The sequence below is a fragment of the Enterobacter sp. WI-ESBL-E8 genome, from assembly GCF_053364895.1.
This window is the reverse complement of the sequence record NZ_JBRWXJ010000001.1, coordinates 539473-556258: the sequence shown is the minus strand read 5'-3', so window position 1 is coordinate 556258 and position 16786 is coordinate 539473. Positions and strand designations below refer to the sequence as shown.

13 protein-coding genes are annotated in these 16786 nt (G+C 57.8%); 4 read left to right on the top strand and 9 right to left on the bottom strand.

What is annotated here, in order from left to right; genetic code table 11:
* The first annotated feature begins 93 nt into the window (after nucleotides 1–93).
* The gene (locus tag ACWHWP_RS02665) at nucleotides 94–450 is read left to right on the top strand and encodes a helix-turn-helix domain-containing protein (RefSeq protein WP_047346166.1); all 357 of its coding nucleotides are present in this window, start codon (nucleotides 94–96) and stop codon (nucleotides 448–450) included.
* On the opposite strand, the gene ACWHWP_RS02660 is transcribed toward ACWHWP_RS02665, so the two are convergent.
* From ACWHWP_RS02660 to ytfQ, 5 genes are all read right to left on the bottom strand, one after another.
* Nucleotides 422–1993, bottom strand: coding sequence for a methyl-accepting chemotaxis protein (locus ACWHWP_RS02660; RefSeq protein WP_059311896.1), 1572 nt, complete (start codon nucleotides 1991–1993; stop codon nucleotides 422–424). The genes ACWHWP_RS02665 and ACWHWP_RS02660 overlap by 29 nt on opposite strands.
* 93 nt (nucleotides 1994–2086) lie before the next feature.
* Nucleotides 2087–3088, bottom strand: a complete 1002-nt coding sequence (yjfF, locus tag ACWHWP_RS02655; protein ID WP_059311897.1) for a galactofuranose ABC transporter, permease protein YjfF — start codon at nucleotides 3086–3088, stop codon at nucleotides 2087–2089.
* Nucleotides 3075–4100, bottom strand: a complete 1026-nt coding sequence (gene ytfT, locus ACWHWP_RS02650) for a galactofuranose ABC transporter, ATP-binding protein YtfT (protein WP_447855003.1) — start codon at nucleotides 4098–4100, stop codon at nucleotides 3075–3077. The genes yjfF and ytfT overlap by 14 nt, the downstream gene beginning before the upstream one ends.
* A gap of 10 nt (nucleotides 4101–4110) precedes the next feature.
* A complete protein-coding gene (ytfR, locus tag ACWHWP_RS02645; protein ID WP_063430244.1) occupies nucleotides 4111–5613 on the bottom strand; it encodes a galactofuranose ABC transporter, ATP-binding protein YtfR in 1503 nt (500 codons plus the stop codon).
* Between the two features lie 104 nt (nucleotides 5614–5717).
* Complete coding sequence (gene ytfQ, locus ACWHWP_RS02640; RefSeq protein ID WP_014882271.1) at nucleotides 5718–6674, bottom strand: galactofuranose ABC transporter substrate-binding protein YtfQ; 957 nt, start codon at nucleotides 6672–6674, stop codon at nucleotides 5718–5720.
* 309 nt (nucleotides 6675–6983) lie between these two features.
* Here ytfQ and ppa point away from each other — a divergent pair, with 309 nt between their 5' ends.
* Nucleotides 6984–7514: an inorganic diphosphatase gene (gene ppa / locus ACWHWP_RS02635; RefSeq protein WP_010427397.1), complete on the top strand. Its 531-nt coding sequence runs from the start codon at nucleotides 6984–6986 to the stop codon at nucleotides 7512–7514.
* 133 nt (nucleotides 7515–7647) lie between these two features.
* Here ppa and ACWHWP_RS02630 read toward each other — a convergent pair whose 3' ends face one another.
* From ACWHWP_RS02630 to tamA, 3 genes are read right to left on the bottom strand one after another with little or no spacing between them, the layout of a single operon-like run.
* A complete protein-coding gene (locus tag ACWHWP_RS02630) occupies nucleotides 7648–7992 on the bottom strand; it encodes a gamma-glutamylcyclotransferase family protein (RefSeq protein WP_024907288.1) in 345 nt (114 codons plus the stop codon).
* 2 nt (nucleotides 7993–7994) lie between these two features.
* The gene (gene tamB, locus ACWHWP_RS02625) at nucleotides 7995–11771 is read right to left on the bottom strand and encodes an autotransporter assembly complex protein TamB (RefSeq protein ID WP_447855002.1); all 3777 of its coding nucleotides are present in this window, start codon (nucleotides 11769–11771) and stop codon (nucleotides 7995–7997) included.
* The gene (gene tamA, locus ACWHWP_RS02620; protein WP_063957376.1) at nucleotides 11768–13501 is read right to left on the bottom strand and encodes an autotransporter assembly complex protein TamA; all 1734 of its coding nucleotides are present in this window, start codon (nucleotides 13499–13501) and stop codon (nucleotides 11768–11770) included. The genes tamB and tamA overlap by 4 nt, the downstream gene beginning before the upstream one ends.
* A 224-nt stretch (nucleotides 13502–13725) precedes the next feature.
* Between tamA and msrA the strand changes: the two genes are divergently transcribed.
* Nucleotides 13726–14367 carry a peptide-methionine (S)-S-oxide reductase MsrA gene (msrA, locus tag ACWHWP_RS02615; protein WP_045355646.1) on the top strand — a complete coding sequence of 214 codons (642 nt, stop codon included), beginning with the start codon at nucleotides 13726–13728 and terminating at the stop codon, nucleotides 14365–14367.
* Here the strand turns inward: msrA and ACWHWP_RS02610 are convergent, their stop codons facing one another.
* Nucleotides 14368–15426, bottom strand: coding sequence for a LacI family DNA-binding transcriptional regulator (locus tag ACWHWP_RS02610; RefSeq protein WP_047346156.1), 1059 nt, complete (start codon nucleotides 15424–15426; stop codon nucleotides 14368–14370).
* A gap of 192 nt (nucleotides 15427–15618) precedes the next feature.
* Here ACWHWP_RS02610 and ACWHWP_RS02605 point away from each other — a divergent pair, with 192 nt between their 5' ends.
* Nucleotides 15619–16770 carry a Gfo/Idh/MocA family protein gene (locus tag ACWHWP_RS02605; RefSeq protein ID WP_063430253.1) on the top strand — a complete coding sequence of 384 codons (1152 nt, stop codon included), beginning with the start codon at nucleotides 15619–15621 and terminating at the stop codon, nucleotides 16768–16770.
* Nucleotides 16771–16786: the final 16 nt, after the last annotated feature.

The window sequence follows — 16786 nt, the reverse complement described above, 5'->3', positions numbered from 1 at the left end:
TAAGTGTTTATAAAAAACACGCTTTAATATTCACCACTGCTCCTGCATTATTTCCATAACAGTTTGACAGATATTTCCTGGAGCAGAACCGCAATGAAAAATTATTCTCGTGCTACTACCGGTATAGATTTAAATCTTATCCCTGTATTTATTGAAATCGTCCGCTGCGGCAGCATGGCAAAAGCCTCTGTGCGCCTCGATATGTCACGCCCGGCGGTGAGTCTGGCCCTGAAGCGTTTTAATCAGCTGTTTGATGAGCCGTTATTTTTCCGCAAGGGTTTATATCTTGAGCCGACTGAAAAAGCGTTAGCCTTAACCAGCTCACTGGAAATATTAATGGGCGATATTCACGATAATATTGCGGCAGTTAATTCCGCGAGGAATAAAGCCCCGGCACAGAACGTTCCGGGGCTGGGGAATATTATGCCGCGGTCTGAGACGTCACTTTGAATGATGACATGGCTTCCATCAGCTGACGCGACTGCTCCTCAAGGGAGCGGGTCGCGGCGGAGGATTGCTGCACCAGCGCCGCATTCTGCTGCGCGGTTTCGTCCATCTGGTTCACCGCAATATTCACCTGCTCAATGCCGCGGCTCTGCTCCTGGGACGCGGTCGCAATCTCGCGCATCAGTTTAGTCATGCGCAGCACTTCTGTTGCAATCTCATCCATCGTTTCGCCAGCCTGCTGGGCCAGCTCGCTGCCCTCGTTAACGTGGGTCTGCGAATCGCTGATAAGCGAACGGATCTCTTTCGCCGCGTCGGCGCTGCGGCTGGCAAGATTTCGCACTTCGCCAGCGACGACGGCAAACCCGCGCCCCTGCTCGCCCGCGCGCGCCGCTTCCACGGAGGCGTTAAGCGCCAGAATATTGGTCTGGAAGGCAATGCCGTCGATCACGCTCAGGATGTCGGCGATCCGCGCCGAGCTGCCGGAGATATCGCGCATTTTTTCAATCACGTAGCAGACCATTTCGCTGCCGTGATCGGCCGTGTCGGACACTGACTTCGCCAGCTGGTGCGCCTGCTCGGCGTTATCGGCGTTGAGTTTCACCGTGGCGGTGATCTGTTCCATGCTGGCCGCCGTCTGTTCCAGCGAGGTGGCGGTAGATTCCGTGCGCTCGGCGAGATCCCGGTTCCCCGCCGTCAGCTCGCGGCTGCCGGTGTCAATTTGCGAGCTGGCATCACGCACCCGCAGAACCGAGTTCATCAGCGACTGGCGCATCTCCTCTATCGCCGCGTTGAGACGGTTAAACTCCTGGCTCGCTGGCGCATTCAGGGTATGGGTTAAATCGCCCGCCGCCACGTTCTCCAGTTGAGCGATCGACGCCGAGAGAGGCTTGAGCAGCATGTGGCGCAGCACCAGCCAGGCCAGCACGATAATGCCTGCCGTCAGCAGCGCCGCAACGATAATCAGGATCAGCACGCGGGTTTTACTCGCCTGCACGGCACTCACTTCCGCCTGACCCCGCGCTTCGCTCCATTTCTGAAACGCCTGCATATCGTTATCAAACTGCTTCGCAACCGGGATTAGCGCGTTCTCCAGCAGATCGTAATAGCTGTCCGCGCTCTGGTCATTCAGGGTTTTCAGCATCGGGTTGATCCCCTGCTGGTTATACGTCGCCAGGCTGGCCGCGACTTTATCGAGAAGCTGCTGCCCCTGCCTGTCGGCCACGCCGCCGTCGATCACGCCTTTGAGCGTTTTCTGGGCGACGGCCACTTCCTGATTGATGTTTTTTACCGATTTGGCCGCATCGTCCAGCATGCCGATTTCCATCATCCGGACGGCCTGGCCCGCCTCGTTGCGCGCGCGCAGGATCAGCGTATAGCCAGAATTAAGCTGCACCATCTGCTCACCCTGAAGGTGGTTGATGCGCTGCAGCGAAGAAGAACTCTGTGTGAGGGCATAAATACCAATGCCGCTGACAATCAGCAGCAGAAGGGTCATAACGGCCAGTAAAGAGAGCAAGCCGGTACGAATCGATAGCGTTTTAAGCATGATGTTATTTCCGGTAGCGAGATATTTCTTGGCGTAAAAGAAGAGTATCGGCCGCTACCGGAAAATGTTTAGACTTTAAGCAATTTCAGCGTGTTATGGCTCTGTTACTGATGTGTCTACGCGTGTAACAGGCGAGCTCTGGCGGTTCTCCCAGAGCACCGTCAGACCACGCTGCAGGGCGATAAAAATAAACAGCAAAATGCCGATGGCGATCTTCGTCCACCACGAGCTGAGCGTGCCGTCAAAGTTGATATAGGTTTGTATCAGCCCCTGGATCGCCACGCCGAACAACGTGCCCAGCACCGTACCTACCCCGCCGCTGAGCAGCGTGCCGCCGATGACCACAGAAGCAATCGCATCCAGCTCAACGCCGACGCCCGCCAGCGCGTAACCGGCCTGGGTATAAACCGAGAAGACAATGCCCGCCAGCGTCGCCAGCCCGGTCGAAAGCATATAGATGCGGATGGTGGTGCTGCGGGTGGAGATCCCCATCAGGTTGGCCGACGTGGCGTTGCCGCCAATGGCGTACACCTGGTTGCCAAACCGGGTGCGGTGGGCGAGGAAGATGCCAATCACCACCACGCCCAGCATCAGAAGCCCCATCGCGCTCAGACGGCCGCCGCCGGGGATTTTCCACGCCAGGCTGGAGAGCGTGTCGTAGATGGGGTGGTTAATCGGAATCGACTCTTCCGACACCAGATAGCTCACCCCGCGCAGGAAGAACATGCCCGCGAGGGTAATGATAAACGCCGGAATTTTTAACGCGTCGATCAGCAGCCCCATAAAGGCGCCAAACGCGCAGCCCATCGCCAGCACCAGCGGAAACGCCACCAGAGGAGAGATCCCCCAGAAGCCGATCGCCTTCGCAAGGAACACGCCCGTAAACGCGATCACCGAGCCGACGGAGAGATCGATCCCGCCGGAGAGGATCACGAAGGTCATGCCGACAGCGATGATGCCTAAAAAGGCGTTATCGGTCAGGATATTGCAAATCACGCGTGTCGATGCAAACCCCGGGAACTGGGTCAGGCAGTAGAGATACCCCAGCACAAACACGCCCAGGGTGATCATTAACGGTAAATTACGTTTTATCATGGCCACGGATCCCCTTAATGATGCTGACAAAGCGCGGTGACTGGACGATCAGCACGCAGAGAACGACCACCGCTTTCACCACCTGATTGAGTTCCGGCTGAAAACCGGAGAGCAGGATCCCGGTGTTCATGCCCTGAATGATCAGCGCGCCAATCACCGAGAGCAGCAGGTTAAAGCGCCCGCCCATCAGCGACCCGCCGCCGATCACCACCGCGAGGATCGCGTCCAGCTCCAGCCAGAGTCCCGCGTTGTTGGCGTCGGCCCCGCGAATATCCGCCGCGACGATGACCCCGGCGATGGCGGCGCATACGCCGCTCAGCACGTAGGTCAGCATGACCATCAGCCGCGTGTTGACCCCGGCGTTGCGTGCCGCACGAATATTGATCCCAACGGCTTCAATGAACATCCCCAGCGCCGTTTTACGGGTAAAGAGCCAAAAGATAACCAGCGTCACGAGGGCAATAATCACCGGCGTCGGGAAGAACAGAAGGTTGCCGCTACCGAGCCACGCGAGGCTCGGGGAATTAAAGGTGACGATCTGACCGGAGGTAATGAGCTGCGCCACGCCGCGCCCGGCCACCATTAAAATCAGGGTGGCGACAAAGGGCTGAATTTTCAGCACCGCCACCAGAATGCCGTTCCATAATCCTGCCAGCACGCCGGTACCTAACGCCGCCAGCAGCACGATCGGCAGGCTATGCCCGGCGACGGTCATTGAGGCTGCCGTGGCCCCGGCGATGGCCATCACCGCGCCGACGGAGAGATCAATCCCGCCGGTGGCGATAACCAGCGTCATTCCGATGGCCAGCAGCGCCACGGGTGCGGCACGGTTTAAAATGTCTATCGGGCTGCCAAACAGGCGGCCATCCTGAACAATAATCTGGAAGAAATGCGGTGCGACCAGGCTATCAATAAGCAGTACCACCAGCAGCGCCGCGATTTGCGGCGTGCCGGTTGGCCAGCTGAAGCGGCGCTTTGTCTCACCGGTTTGCGAAAGCGAACGGGGCATCACGATTCACTCCTTATGCCGCGATGGCATTCATGATCGCCGGAACGGACAGCTTATCCAGCGGGATCTCTGCCACCTGTTTGCGATCGCGCATGATAATGACGCGATCGGCATACCCCACCAGCTCTTCCAGCTCGGACGAAATGACCAGCAGCGCCAGCCCGTCCGCACACAGCGTTTCGATAAGGCGGATAATTTCGGCGTGCGCCCCCACGTCTATGCCGCGGGTCGGTTCGTCGAGGATCAGGAACTGGGGTTTGGTCAGCAGCCAGCGTGACAGCAGCACTTTCTGCTGGTTACCGCCGGAGAGAAATTCAATGGGCTGTTCCGCGCTCGGGGTGCGGATGCCGAGCTGGCGGATAAAGCGCTCGGCAATGGCGTTTTGCTCTTTGCGTGGGATCGGCCGTAGCCAGCCGCGCTGGGCCTGCAGGGCCAGAATAATGTTCTCCCGCACCGAGGCCGCGGCAATGATGCCATCCGTTTTCCGGTCTTCCGGGCAGAAGCCCACCCCGAGGCAAGAGGCCTGATGCGGCGATCGCAGAGTTTGCAGTTTGCCCTTGATCAGCGCGCTGCCGCTGTCCGCAGGTTTGATCCCGAAGATCACCTCGGCGGTTTCGGTACGTCCCGATCCTAACAGGCCCGCCAGACCGACAATTTCGCCCGGGCGGACCTCCAGGTTAAACGGCGAGATCACCCCTTTTTTGCCGTAATCGCTGAAGGCTGCGATCGGTTTATCGCTCAGCAGCGTGCGGCCTGCGCGCTGAAGGGCGTTGGTGTCAAGTTCACGGCCCAGCATCATTTTCACCAGCTCGATCTGCGGCAGCTCGCGGGTTTCGCGGCAGCCGACAAAGCTGCCGTTGCGCAGCACCGTAATGCGATCGCTCACCTCATACACCTGATCGAGGAAGTGCGTCACGAAGATCAGGCTGACGCCCCGATCGCGCAGCTGGCGCATCAGGGTAAAGAGCATCTCCACTTCCTGGGTATCGAGGCTGGCGGTGGGTTCGTCGAGGATCAGCACCTTTGCGGAGAGATCGATCGCGCGGCAAATCGCGACAATCTGCTGCATGGCGACGGAAAAACGGTTCAGCGGCTCGCGAACGTCAAGAGAGAAGCCGTAAGATTCCATCAGCGCTGTCGCCCGCGCCTCCATCTCTTTGCGGCGCAGCAGGCCAAAACGCCGCGGCTCGCGGCCAATAAACAGGTTATCCGCCACCGACATATTGGGCAGCAGGTTCACTTCCTGGTACACCGTCCCAATCCCCAGCTCCTGGGCATGGGCGGTATTTTTTGGCGAAATGGCGTTGCCTTCCAGCCAGATGGTGCCGCGATCGGCGTGATAAACGCCGGTCAGGGATTTAATCAGCGTCGATTTCCCCGCGCCGTTCTCGCCCAATAGCGCCATAATCTCACCGCGCCGCAGGCTGAAATCAACATTATCCAGCGCTTTTACGCCGGGGAAAAATTTACTCAAGCCCTCTGTGCGGAGGATTTCCTGGTGTTGTTCAGTGGTCATGGTTTTTCCCCTGCATCAAGCCGGATGGCGCTGCGCTTATCCGGCCTACAAAAGAGCGTATCGTAGGCCGGGTAAGCGCAGCGCCACCCGGCAATTTCACTGGATCAGTAGCCCATATTTTTCTTCTTCTCCAACTCTTCTTTCGCCGTGTCAGGCAGGTAGAGCGTGGATTTGGTGACCGTCACCTTCTCAGGCATCGTGCCGTCTTTCTTGAATTTCTCCAGCGCATCGAATGCCGGGCCGGCCATGTTTGGCGTGAGTTCCACGCTGGCGTTGGCTTCGCCGTCGATCATCGCTTTGTAGATGTCCGGCACGCCGTCGATAGAGCCAGTCAGGATATCTTTGCCCGGCTTCAGGCCCGCTTCTTTAATCGCCTGAATCGCACCGATCACCATGTCATCGTTATGGGCGTAAACCATGCAGATGTTTTTGCCGTTGTTTTCAGCCTTGATGAAGCTCTCCATGACCTCTTTACCTTTGCTGCGGGTAAAGTCGCCGGACTGAGAGCGGATAATCTTGATGTTTGGCGCTTTCGCAATGGCCTCAGCAAACCCCTTCTTACGGTCGATGGCCACGCTCGCGCCGACGGTTCCCTGCAGCTCAACCACGTTACACGGCTTGCCGTCGACCTGTTTCACCAGCCAGTCACCAATCAACTGCCCTTCAAGCACGTTGTTGGCCGTCACGGTGGTCATATAGAGAGATTTGTCTTTCACATCAATGGAACGATCGAGCAGGAAGACCGGGATTTCGGCGTCTTTCGCTTCCTTCAGGACAGGCTCCCAGCCGGTCGCCACGACGGGGGCAATAAATATGGCATCCACGCCCTGAGCGATAAAGGAGCGTACGGCTTTGATCTGATTCTCTTGTTTTTGCTGACCATCGGCGATTTTTAGGGTGATGCCGCGTTTCTGGGCCTCGCTTTTCGCCACGTTGGTTTCCGCCGCTCGCCAGCCAGATTCAGAGCCGACTTGCGAAAAACCTACCGTTAAGGGGGCGGCCATCGCCATAGACGACATGGCTGCCGAAACTGCTGTGACCAGGAGTAAGCGCTTCCACATATGAACGTCCTCGTAGGGTGAGTTATTGTTGGTTAAAAGATGTTCTGCGGAATGACTATAGCCGATGAAATATGTAACGAATTGCGTTACATCACACTTCAGAAAAGTGAATAAAACGTTAATCACAAGTTTGTAATCGCTTTCATTTCTTCATGAAAAATGCGGCTGAGTTTATGGATTTTCCTGTCATGGAATCGGTCTGAAAAGTGGGAAGAACGTGGAGATAAGGCGAAAACAGGCGGAGACATTCAGCGCGAGTTGGCTATAATACCTGCCACTTGTTTACCATCCATTTTAAAGGACACCGACATGAGCTTACTCAACGTCCCAGCGGGTAAAGAACTGCCAGAAGACATCTACGTAGTTATCGAAATCCCGGCTAACGCAGATCCGATCAAATACGAAGTGGACAAAGAGAGCGGCGCCCTGTTCGTAGACCGTTTCATGTCTACCGCGATGTTCTATCCGTGCAACTACGGTTACATCAACCACACCCTGTCTCTGGACGGTGACCCGGTTGACGTGCTGGTCCCAACGCCATACCCACTGGAGCCAGGCTCCGTCATTCGCTGCCGTCCAGTTGGCGTGCTGAAAATGACCGACGAATCCGGTGAAGATGCGAAGCTGGTTGCGGTACCGCACACCAAGCTGAGCAAAGAATACGATCACATCAAAGATGTGAACGACCTGCCAGAGCTGCTGAAAGCGCAGATCACTCACTTCTTCGAGCACTACAAAGACCTCGAAAAAGGCAAGTGGGTTAAAGTTGACGGCTGGGACAACGCAGAAGCGGCGAAAGCAGAAATCATCGCCTCTTTCGAACGCGCTGCTAAGAAGTAATTCTTACTGCCGATCGATAAAGCCCCGCTGGTCGGGGCTTTTTTGTGTCTGGAGAGTATCGCCCGGCGGCGCTACGCTTGCACGGCAAGAGGCGCAAAAAAACAACGCCACCTCACGGTGGCGTTGTTTTTTTTCAGTACTGGTCTCTGTCTAACCAGTTACCGCTTACAATCCGCGTTAACCCTTCGACCGGACGCTGGTAGACGTACATCCACGCGCTTCCGTACGGCGTCTGGATCAACTGGCGCGCGTATTCACCGCCCCTGGTGCGCAAGGCATCAAGTTCGGCAAGCGTCGCGTTATCAATACGATAAACCTCACCCTGTACCGTTCCTTCGCCGGGAACCGCGCCTGGATAGTGGCCCAGGCTGTACAACTGGTAGTTCTCGATATTGTAATTCCCCAGCAGCAGGGCATTGGTCATCCAGTGACTGTTGCCTTGCCTGGTTCTTAAACTGCCGTAGACAAATATTCGCATTGCTAAAACTCAAACTGATAGAGCAGATCAAGTGCCTGGTCTATGCCGGACACTGCTTCCAGATATAGCTTAGGCATCAGGCGATAGCGTAACGTGAGTGTTGCCAGTGAGTCAAAGATCCCCACACCATATTTTACCTGCAGACCCGGCAGTACATAGCCGCTGACCACCACCTGCGAGGAGTCACCCACGCCCTGGGTGTCCAGCGCCAGATTGCTTACGCCGAACGTCTCGCCGATTTTACCCACAACCTGCCCACTTTGTGCAACCCCCAGACCCACTAACATCGAGGTCATCGCCGCACTGTCGCTCTGACCGCTATCCAGACCTTGCCCTCGGAGCAGGTAAGAGAGGGCTTCCTGCTGCGACATCGCCGGGTCAGAGAAGATCTCCGCCTTCGGTTCGTCGGCGGAGCCGGTGACGCGGACGCCCGCGATAACGTCGTTTTCCGTTGCTTCCGGGTTACGAATCGCTTCGATGTTCAGCAAAGGCTGATCCGGTGGACCAGAGAACAGCAGCTCGCCTTTGCGGACAATCAGATCCTGACCATAGGCGTGGAAGCGCCCTTCAGGAATATTGATTTGCCCGTTCAGGCCAAGCCCTTGTTTATCCTGAGCCACTTTCAGGTCACCCGTGAGCCGCGCCTTCAGCCCAAACGCATCCAGCCGCACGTTATTCCCCACGTGCACGATAAGGTTACTATTAATCGGTATGCCTGCGCTCTTCTGTTCGACAGGTTTCAGATTTTCATTGAGCATAACTTCATCGCTTGAGACGCCAACCGCACTTTCCGGCACGTCGTGGACCACGATGCGCGCCCACGGCACGTCAACGCGTCCATCAAGCGTAAAGAGGCTTGGCGTTGCTTCAAAGACCACATCTGGCGAGACGTCCAGGCGCACCATTGGCGGTACGGTGATGCGCACCCTGCTGCCTTTCGCGGCAATACGGGCCCGCCAGTTATCGAGCTGGCTCCAGTCCGCGTCGCCGCTCAGGTTGATTTGTCCCTGCTGCGTTAATACCGAGCCGCTCAGCGTCGAGCTCATGCCGTTGAAGTTCATCGCGATCTGGCTGGGCTGCATATCGAACGGCATAAAGTTGCCGTCAATATCTACGCCGCTGAGCCGCAACTGACCGAACAGCTGAGGACTTTGCGCGTTGCCGGCCAGGCGCAGGTTAGCGTTGAGCATGCCCTCTGCTTTTTCCCCGCGGGCGAAAATCGGATTCACCATCGCCAGGTTGAAGTTACGGATGTTGACGTTGCCGCCCAGATTACGCCGTCCCTGCGGGTCGGTAATCTGTACCTGCCCGTCCAGCTGACCGTTGTTGGTCAGACGGATAAGCCACCCCAGCTCCGCGCGGTTGTTATGCAGGTCCGCGCTCAGGTTCAGGGTGTCGAATGCCACCGGCAGGGGCGCATCGTTGACCTCCTGCGTCACCTTCACGTTACGCCCGGAAAGGGTGACGCTGCCCTGCGGCAGCCCCTCTTTCGTGGTATCCCAGGCGACATCGGCCTTCCCGCTGAAGACGCCGCTGGCCTGGGTCGTGTCCGGCATAAACGGCTTCAGCATCGCCAGATCGAAGCGATTGAGGTTGATCTGCGCGCGCCCTTCCGCTCCCGCATCGATGGTCTGCGGCACGCAGAGTTCCGCATCCGGGTTGGTCCAGCAGTGTGGCCCAATGCTGATCTTCTGCTCGGCGTTTCGGTAGTCCAGCGCGATGGAGCGTGACAGAGCCAGCGGCCCAACCGGCGTGTTGAAGCGGGTGTTGTCCAGCGTTCCTTTCCAGCGTTCTTCCTTGCGGTCGAAGCTGCCGGTCAGGTGAAGCTGGCCGGAGACCGGCTCGCCCTGCACGCGCAGCTGGAGGTCGTGCTGTTTCTCGTTCCCTTTGGCGTCCAGAGTGACCAGGTTAATGTTGACGTCCGGCTGAGAAATGCGCTCCACGCGCAGGTTCAGGTTACCGCCGATCTGATCGGTGGATTTCACATCCCCTTCCACGCGGACGCGGGCAACGCTCAGCTCCTGCCAGCGCAGGTTATTGGCGGTGATATCCGCCAGCAGCTGCGGCGCGTCGACCGTGCCGCGCACTTTCACTAACCCTTTCGCCGTGCCGCCAAGGCCCGGCAGAGCGTTATCCAGGTTCGGCGCGTCGATGGTGGCATCCAGATTGAGATCTTTCACCCCCAGCTCGCCTTTGATATCCGCCGTGTTGCGGCCCAGCGCCACGTGCAGTCCCGGAATGACCCACTGCAGGTAGCTGTTGCCTTTGACCGAACCTTCAACATTAACCTTGTTCTGCTTCACGTTACCGGTGAGCTTGATTTCCGGCACGTCCATCTGCCACGTGCCGCCGTACAGGCTGCCGCGGGTTTTGATCAGGCCATCCAGTTTTGACGGCCAGTCCGGCACCTCTTTGGCGGTGTTAATGCCCGTCAGCTTAAGCTCGCCGCGCCAGCTGATCGCCTGCTGCCAGTCGAGCAACGCGGTCAGCTCGGTTTTACCTTCCAGCGCCGCGACGGTCAGCTTGTCGAGGTTGACCTGCTGTTCGTTGCCCTTCGCATCCAGCGTGATGGTTGCAGGCGGCACGCCCTGCCCCTTCACCGCGGTGCGGAACGAGAGCGTGTAATCGGTCATCTTGCCGCTCAGCTTCAGCTTCAGGTCATCGGCCTGGAACTGCTTTTCGCCGGTGAACGGCCAGTAAAGCTGCTTGCTGACAACCTCAAGATTAAGCGGCAGCCCGGCTTCCGCCAGCTGGGTTTGCGCACGCAGCACCATGTCCACCGGGCCGGAGAGATTCACGCCGACGTCCAGCTTATCGCGCAGCGCCCCGCCCACTTTGACCTTCACCTTTTCGCCTTTCAGCGGATCGATGTTGAGCGCGCTGTTCAGCGTGATATCCACCGGCCAGCTGTCGCGCAGCAGGGCATTCCCTGACGCGTTAACCGAGCCCTGGTTGGTGTCGATATCCAGCGCGTCGAGCTTCATATTGCCGTCAATGCTGCTGACCTTCAGCAGCATGGTGTAAACCGTCAGATCGGTATCGCCGGTCAGGCGCAACTGCTCGCCTTTGAATTCCTCAATGTTGAGGTTCAGCGGCAGATGAACGTCGGTCATCTCCGGCAGGACAGGCTTCGAGAAGAGGTCCTTCAGCGTTTCGCCCAGCGGCTTTTCTTCCGGCTGCGGGTTCTGGATCTTCGGCTCGACGATCTCTTCCTGCGCCACGTCCGCCACTTTCGGCAGCGCAATCAGTAAACCCTGCAGCGACGTCGGCGTCAGGGTCAGGTTTTTCTCCTGCCAGCGCAGGCCGGAGGTGAAATCCATCACCGACACGGTGGTGTCGTCGATTTTGATATTGACGTTATCCAGCGCCACCCGATAAAGCGCGATCGGATACGGGGTGGAGAGATTCAGCGGGCCGCTGTCCTCTTCCTCCACCGGCGCAGACTTCGGCATTTTTTTCGAATCTATCGCCACGTTGACATCTTTTAGCGACAGATCGTTAACGCAGAGCTTGCTGTCGCGCAGGCATCCCAGCTTCACCGCGAGGTGGAATTCGCCGGCGTTCACCGCCACGCCCGGCTGCTCATAGCGGATGTTTTTCAGGCGCAGGTCGCGCCAGCCGCCCGTCACCTGGCCGATTTCCAGCCCGGGCACCCAGCGGTTCGCGGCGTTAAACAGCAGATGCAGCCCGGTCGTCGTTCCCACCAGAAACGCCACCGTACCGAGCAGCAGCACGATAAAAATCAGCACCCCGAGGCTTATCTTCTTCCATAGACTCATAATTCAGGCCCCAGACCGATGTAAAACTGTAATCCGTGTTCTTCTTTGTCGCCCACCGGAACGGCGAAATCGAGCTTGATGGGCCCGACGGGTGACTGCCAGCGCACGCCTACGCCCGCGCCGGTTTTGAAATCGCTGCGGCGGATATCGTTCACCGCTTCACCGCCGTCAACAAACATGGCGCCCCACCACTTGCCGCTAACGTTGTACTGATACTCCAGCGAGCCGGTCGCCAGTTTTGACGCCCCGGTCAGCTGGCCTTTTTCGTTTTCCGGTGAGATCGATTTGAACTTATACCCGCGAATGCTGCGGTCGCCCCCGGCGAAGAAGCGCAGGTCCGGCGGAACGCGCTCGAAATCGCCCGTCTCAATCCAGCCGAGATTACCGCGCATCACAAAACGGTGTTTGTCATACAGCGTGCGGATCCAGACGTTTTGCGCCTGAAAGACGGAGAAGTCTACGTCGGAGCCCCAGGCGGTGTTGGAATAATCGATGGAGTAGCGCTGTGAGTCGCCCCAGGTCGGCATCAGGCCACCGCGCGAGCGGGTACGGCTGATCATCACGCCCGGGTAAAGCAGCATGGTGGTGTTGGTGACGTTGGCCTGGGTAAAGTGGTCAAGGCTCCAGCGCAGGTTAATGGCGCGCTGCCAGCCGCTGGAGAGATCCCAGAAACGCGATACCGCAAGCGTGGTCGAGTCCTGCTCGGTATCGTTTAAATCGGTGCGCTTAAAGCCGCCCTGCAGAAGGTAATACTGCTCAAGCGGATTTTTCAGCAGCGGCATTTTGTAGCTGAAATCCAGCTGCTGCTCGGGCGCAGAGAGGCTCAGGCTGGTAGTCAGGCTGTGGCCGTAGGAGTTCATCCACGGTTTTTTCCACGAGGTTTTCACGCGTGGGCCAACGTCCGTCGAATAGCCCACACCGGTCTCAATGGTGTTCTCGGTGCGCGGCGAGACAACGCCATGCAGCGGCAACACCTTGGTTTTGCGCGACTTATCAAATTCCGGTGCGACAATCACGGAGTTAAACCAGCCGGTGGCGGAGAGGCGGCGGTTCAGTTCTCCCAGGTCGCTTGACTGGTAGTAATCCCCTTTTTTGAAGGGAACGAGGTTTTGCAAGTACTCTTCGCGAATTTGCGACCCTTCAAACGTCACATCGCCAAAGCGGTAGCGCTCCCCGCTGTCGTAGTCGATATCCCAGAAGGCCTGACGTCGTTCCAGCGACACCCCAAGCTGGCTTTTGTTGAACTGGCTGTCGAAGTAGCCTTTACGCAGCGCGACGCTGGTTAAGGATTTTTTAAAATGATCGTAATCGCCGTGATTCAGCACGGTGCCTATTTTTGGACGCGTACTCAGCAGATCGAGGTAATCCCGATCCGTTCGCGCACCGCCGCGCAGCACCACGTTGGTGCCGCCAATCAATACCGGCTCGCCCGGCGAAACGCGGGCAATAAGCACCTGGCGCCCCTTCTTTGGCGGCGGACGGAGGTCAAAATCAATGGTGGGTTCGTAATAACCCAGCGCTTTCAGCCCTTCCCGGATGGCGTCATCCACGCGCGCGCGAAAACGCCGGTCCGGCGTCACCTCATCGCTCTGGATGGTCGATAGCTGCGCACGCACGTTTTTTTGTAGCGCCCCGGATAACCCCTCAACCTGCAAACGGACATTCGCCGCGCTGGCAATCCCGCTTGTCAGCAATACACTGACTAAACATAACTGGCGGATTTTTGTCACGTTTTCTCCTGAATATCCCTGTTTCCACCCTGGAAGCAAATGAAGTGCCGCTCCGCGGCAAAATACGGCCCGTTGGCCAAAAACCCAAATCGCGGGTTGAAAATGGGTGTAACACCCAAATATTTCTTATGATTAAATCTAGACTCATTCAGCGCATTTATTGTGTTCAATTAAACGCTTCGTGACAACCTTAACTGAAACATCGCACCCCGGGAGGCCCCATCGTGAGTTTATTCGACAAAAAGCATCTGGTTTCACAAGCCGATGCATTACCGGGACGCAACACCCCTATGCCTGTGGCGACCTTACACGCCGTCAATAACCATTCCATGACCAACGTTCCTGAAGGGATGGAAATCGCCCTGTTCGCGATGGGCTGCTTCTGGGGCGTTGAACGCCTCTTCTGGCAGCTGCCCGGCGTTTACAGCACGGCGGCCGGCTACACGGGCGGTTACACGCCTAATCCAACCTACCGCGAAGTCTGCTCCGGCGAAACCGGTCATGCGGAAGCGGTTCGCGTGGTTTATGACCCTGCGGTGATTAGCTATGAGCAGCTCCTGCAGGTCTTCTGGGAAAATCACGACCCGGCGCAGGGCATGCGTCAGGGCAACGACCACGGTACCCAGTACCGCTCGGCTATTTATCCGCTCACGCCGGAGCAGGACGCCGCCGCGCGCGCCAGCCTTGAGCGTTTCCAGCAAGCCATGCGCGAAGCTGGCGATACGCGCGAGGTGACCACGGAAATTGCGACGGCGAAACCGTTCTACTATGCCGAGGACGATCACCAGCAGTATCTGCATAAAAACCCCTATGGCTACTGCGGTATCGGGGGCATCGGCGTCTGCCTGCCGCCGCAGCTGGCGTAATTATTGGTCCAGCGCCACGCGAGCCGCGTGGCGCGTGGCGTTACTGACCGAGCCGTAGTCCATCACTTTGCCCTGCAGCAGCAGGTTAAAGACCGGCGCCTGCGGTCGGTTGAGCCGCGTTTGCAGCAGGTGAACGGCCTCAATCCCCAGCTCTCGGCAGGGCACCGTAACGCCCGTGATCGGTCTTTCCAGACGGTGCGCTAAATTCCAGGCAAAATCGGTCGTGATGAGCGAAATGTCTTCCGGAATGCGCAGCCCGTGGCGCGTTAACGCCCTGACCACGCCTTCCGTCATGCTGGTACTGTTCGGGAAAATCACCTCCGGCCACTGGGATCTGTCATGACTCATCAGCCACGCGTCCAGCGCCCGCTCGGCCTCGTCTGCCGTAAACCACTCCGTCACTAATAAATCGCGCTGGGGATCAAAGGCAACGTGAAAATGGCGGTATGCCTCCTTGATGCCGTCCAGACGCGCGTAGAGCGTATCCCGGCGCAGGCAGGTGAGCGTGAGCACCCGGCGATGCCCCTGCTCAAAAAGGTACTGCATGGCGGTGAAACCAATCGCCCGGTGGTCGGGCGACACGGAATCCAGCACCCGATCCCGGTCAACGGAGTTAATCAACACGCAGGGCTTATTCAGCGTGCTCGCCAGTTTAAATATGGTGGAATCATCAGTTCCAATAATGATTATCGCGTTGATATTCTTATGACTGGCCTTTTCCATAAATAATTTCACATCGGCGTGCTGTTCTTCTAATCCACAGCAGCTGACCCACACGTTGTGCGGCGCGCAGGCTTCAGCAATACCTTTGGTCACTTCCAGATAAAAAATGTCCCCACGTCCCTGAAAGGTTCTTTCCGGGGCAAAGACCGCGATGCCGTTAATCAGCAGCCGCCCGCTTGCCATCGACTCAAGCACGCCCAGCTTCCTCGCGGTACGCACAATTGCTTCTCGGGCTTTCTCGCTGGTGTACGACTTGCCGCTCAGGACCCGCGAAACGGTGCTGACGGAATAGCCCGTGAGCGCCGCGATCTCCTCCATTTTTAACCTTCCCGACATAGTGTGACCTCGCTCTCAATCAGTTTTTGCAAATATTTGCAGAAACAGCACGTTGATTTTAAAACCAAATTTCACAAAGCCTGGAGATTACTTAACCACCCTGCGAGTATTCTCACAAAAACACATTGTCGCTGCCGCTCCCCTTTCCTATTTTCCGGTCATCACTCATTTCAACTGAAATTAAGGTGTGACATGGAGAAGGTACGTTTTGGCATTATTGGAATAGGTAATATCGGTACGGTCCACGCGCGTTATTTACTGGCGGGTACGGTCAGCGACGCCTGCCTGGCGGCGGTTTGCGATAATGCAGTGGAAAAACACCCAGCCATTCGCCAGCTGGTCGGCACCCTCCCCCTTTTCAGCGACGCGCAGGAGATGCTCCAGAGCGGGCTTATCGACGCGGTGATCGTCGCAACTCCCCACTACGACCACCCGCGCCTGTCGATGCTGGCAATGCGCCACGGCATCCACACCCTGTGTGAAAAACCAGCGGGCGTGTATACCGCCCAGGTTCAGGAGATGAACGCCTGCGCCCAGGCGTGCGACGTGGTGTTCGGCATCATGTACAACCAGCGCCCGAACCCGCTCTACCAGAAGGTGAAAGATCTGATCGACAGCGGCGAGCTGGGCGAGATCCGCCGCTCCAACTGGATCATCACCAACTGGTATCGCTCGCAGAGCTACTACAACTCAGGCGGCTGGCGCGCCACCTGGAAAGGAGAAGGCGGCGGCGTGCTGCTCAACCAGGACCCGCATCAGCTCGATCTCTGGCAGTGGCTGGTCGGCATGCCGGTTCGCCTGCGCGCGTTTTGCCAGTTCGGCAAGCATCGCGATATCGAAGTGGAGGACGAGGTCACCGCCTATGCCGAGTACGCCAGCGGCGCGACGGGGGTGTTTATCACGACCGTGGCGGAAACGCCGGGGACCAACCGGCTGGAAATCGTCGGCGATCGCGGCAAGGTGGTCGTCGAAGAGGGGAAGCTGCGCTACTGGCGGCTGCGTGAGTCCGAAACCGATTTTAACGCCCGCTGGCAAAACGGTTTTGGTGAACCCGAATGCTGGGAGGTCACGCTTCCCGTCGCCCCGGAGTGCAGCGAACACCACGTCATAACCGCCAATTTCTGTGCCGCCATCCTGCGCGGCGAACCGCTCATTGCACCGGGCCTGGAAGGGATCAACGGGCTGACGCTCTCCAACGCCATGCACCTCTCCACCTGGACCGACGACTGGGTCGAACTCCCGCTCAACGAGAAACAGTATCTGCGCCTGCTTCAGCAGCGCATCAGCACCTCAGTGGCTAAAGAGACAGCCAGCGTCACGCTGGATGCCTCCGGCACCTGGTAACTCCGGAGAAGAAACG

Excerpts from the sequence above, each read along its gene's own strand:
- ACWHWP_RS02660 (WP_059311896.1), bottom strand. The coding sequence starts at position 1,993 with ATGCTTAAAACGCTATCGATTCGTACCGGCTTGCTCTCTTTACTGGCC.
- ACWHWP_RS02610 (WP_047346156.1), bottom strand. The coding sequence starts at position 15,426 with ATGTCGGGAAGGTTAAAAATGGAGGAGATCGCGGCGCTCACGGGCTAT.
- ACWHWP_RS02665 (WP_047346166.1), top strand. The coding sequence starts at position 94 with ATGAAAAATTATTCTCGTGCTACTACCGGTATAGATTTAAATCTTATC.
- ACWHWP_RS02605 (WP_063430253.1), top strand. The coding sequence starts at position 15,619 with ATGGAGAAGGTACGTTTTGGCATTATTGGAATAGGTAATATCGGTACG.
- ytfQ (WP_014882271.1), bottom strand. The coding sequence starts at position 6,674 with ATGTGGAAGCGCTTACTCCTGGTCACAGCAGTTTCGGCAGCCATGTCG.
- ppa (WP_010427397.1), top strand. The coding sequence starts at position 6,984 with ATGAGCTTACTCAACGTCCCAGCGGGTAAAGAACTGCCAGAAGACATC.
- tamB (WP_447855002.1), bottom strand. The coding sequence starts at position 11,771 with ATGAGTCTATGGAAGAAGATAAGCCTCGGGGTGCTGATTTTTATCGTG.
- ACWHWP_RS02630 (WP_024907288.1), bottom strand. The coding sequence starts at position 7,992 with ATGCGAATATTTGTCTACGGCAGTTTAAGAACCAGGCAAGGCAACAGT.
- ytfR (WP_063430244.1), bottom strand. The coding sequence starts at position 5,613 with ATGACCACTGAACAACACCAGGAAATCCTCCGCACAGAGGGCTTGAGT.
- yjfF (WP_059311897.1), bottom strand. The coding sequence starts at position 3,088 with ATGATAAAACGTAATTTACCGTTAATGATCACCCTGGGCGTGTTTGTG.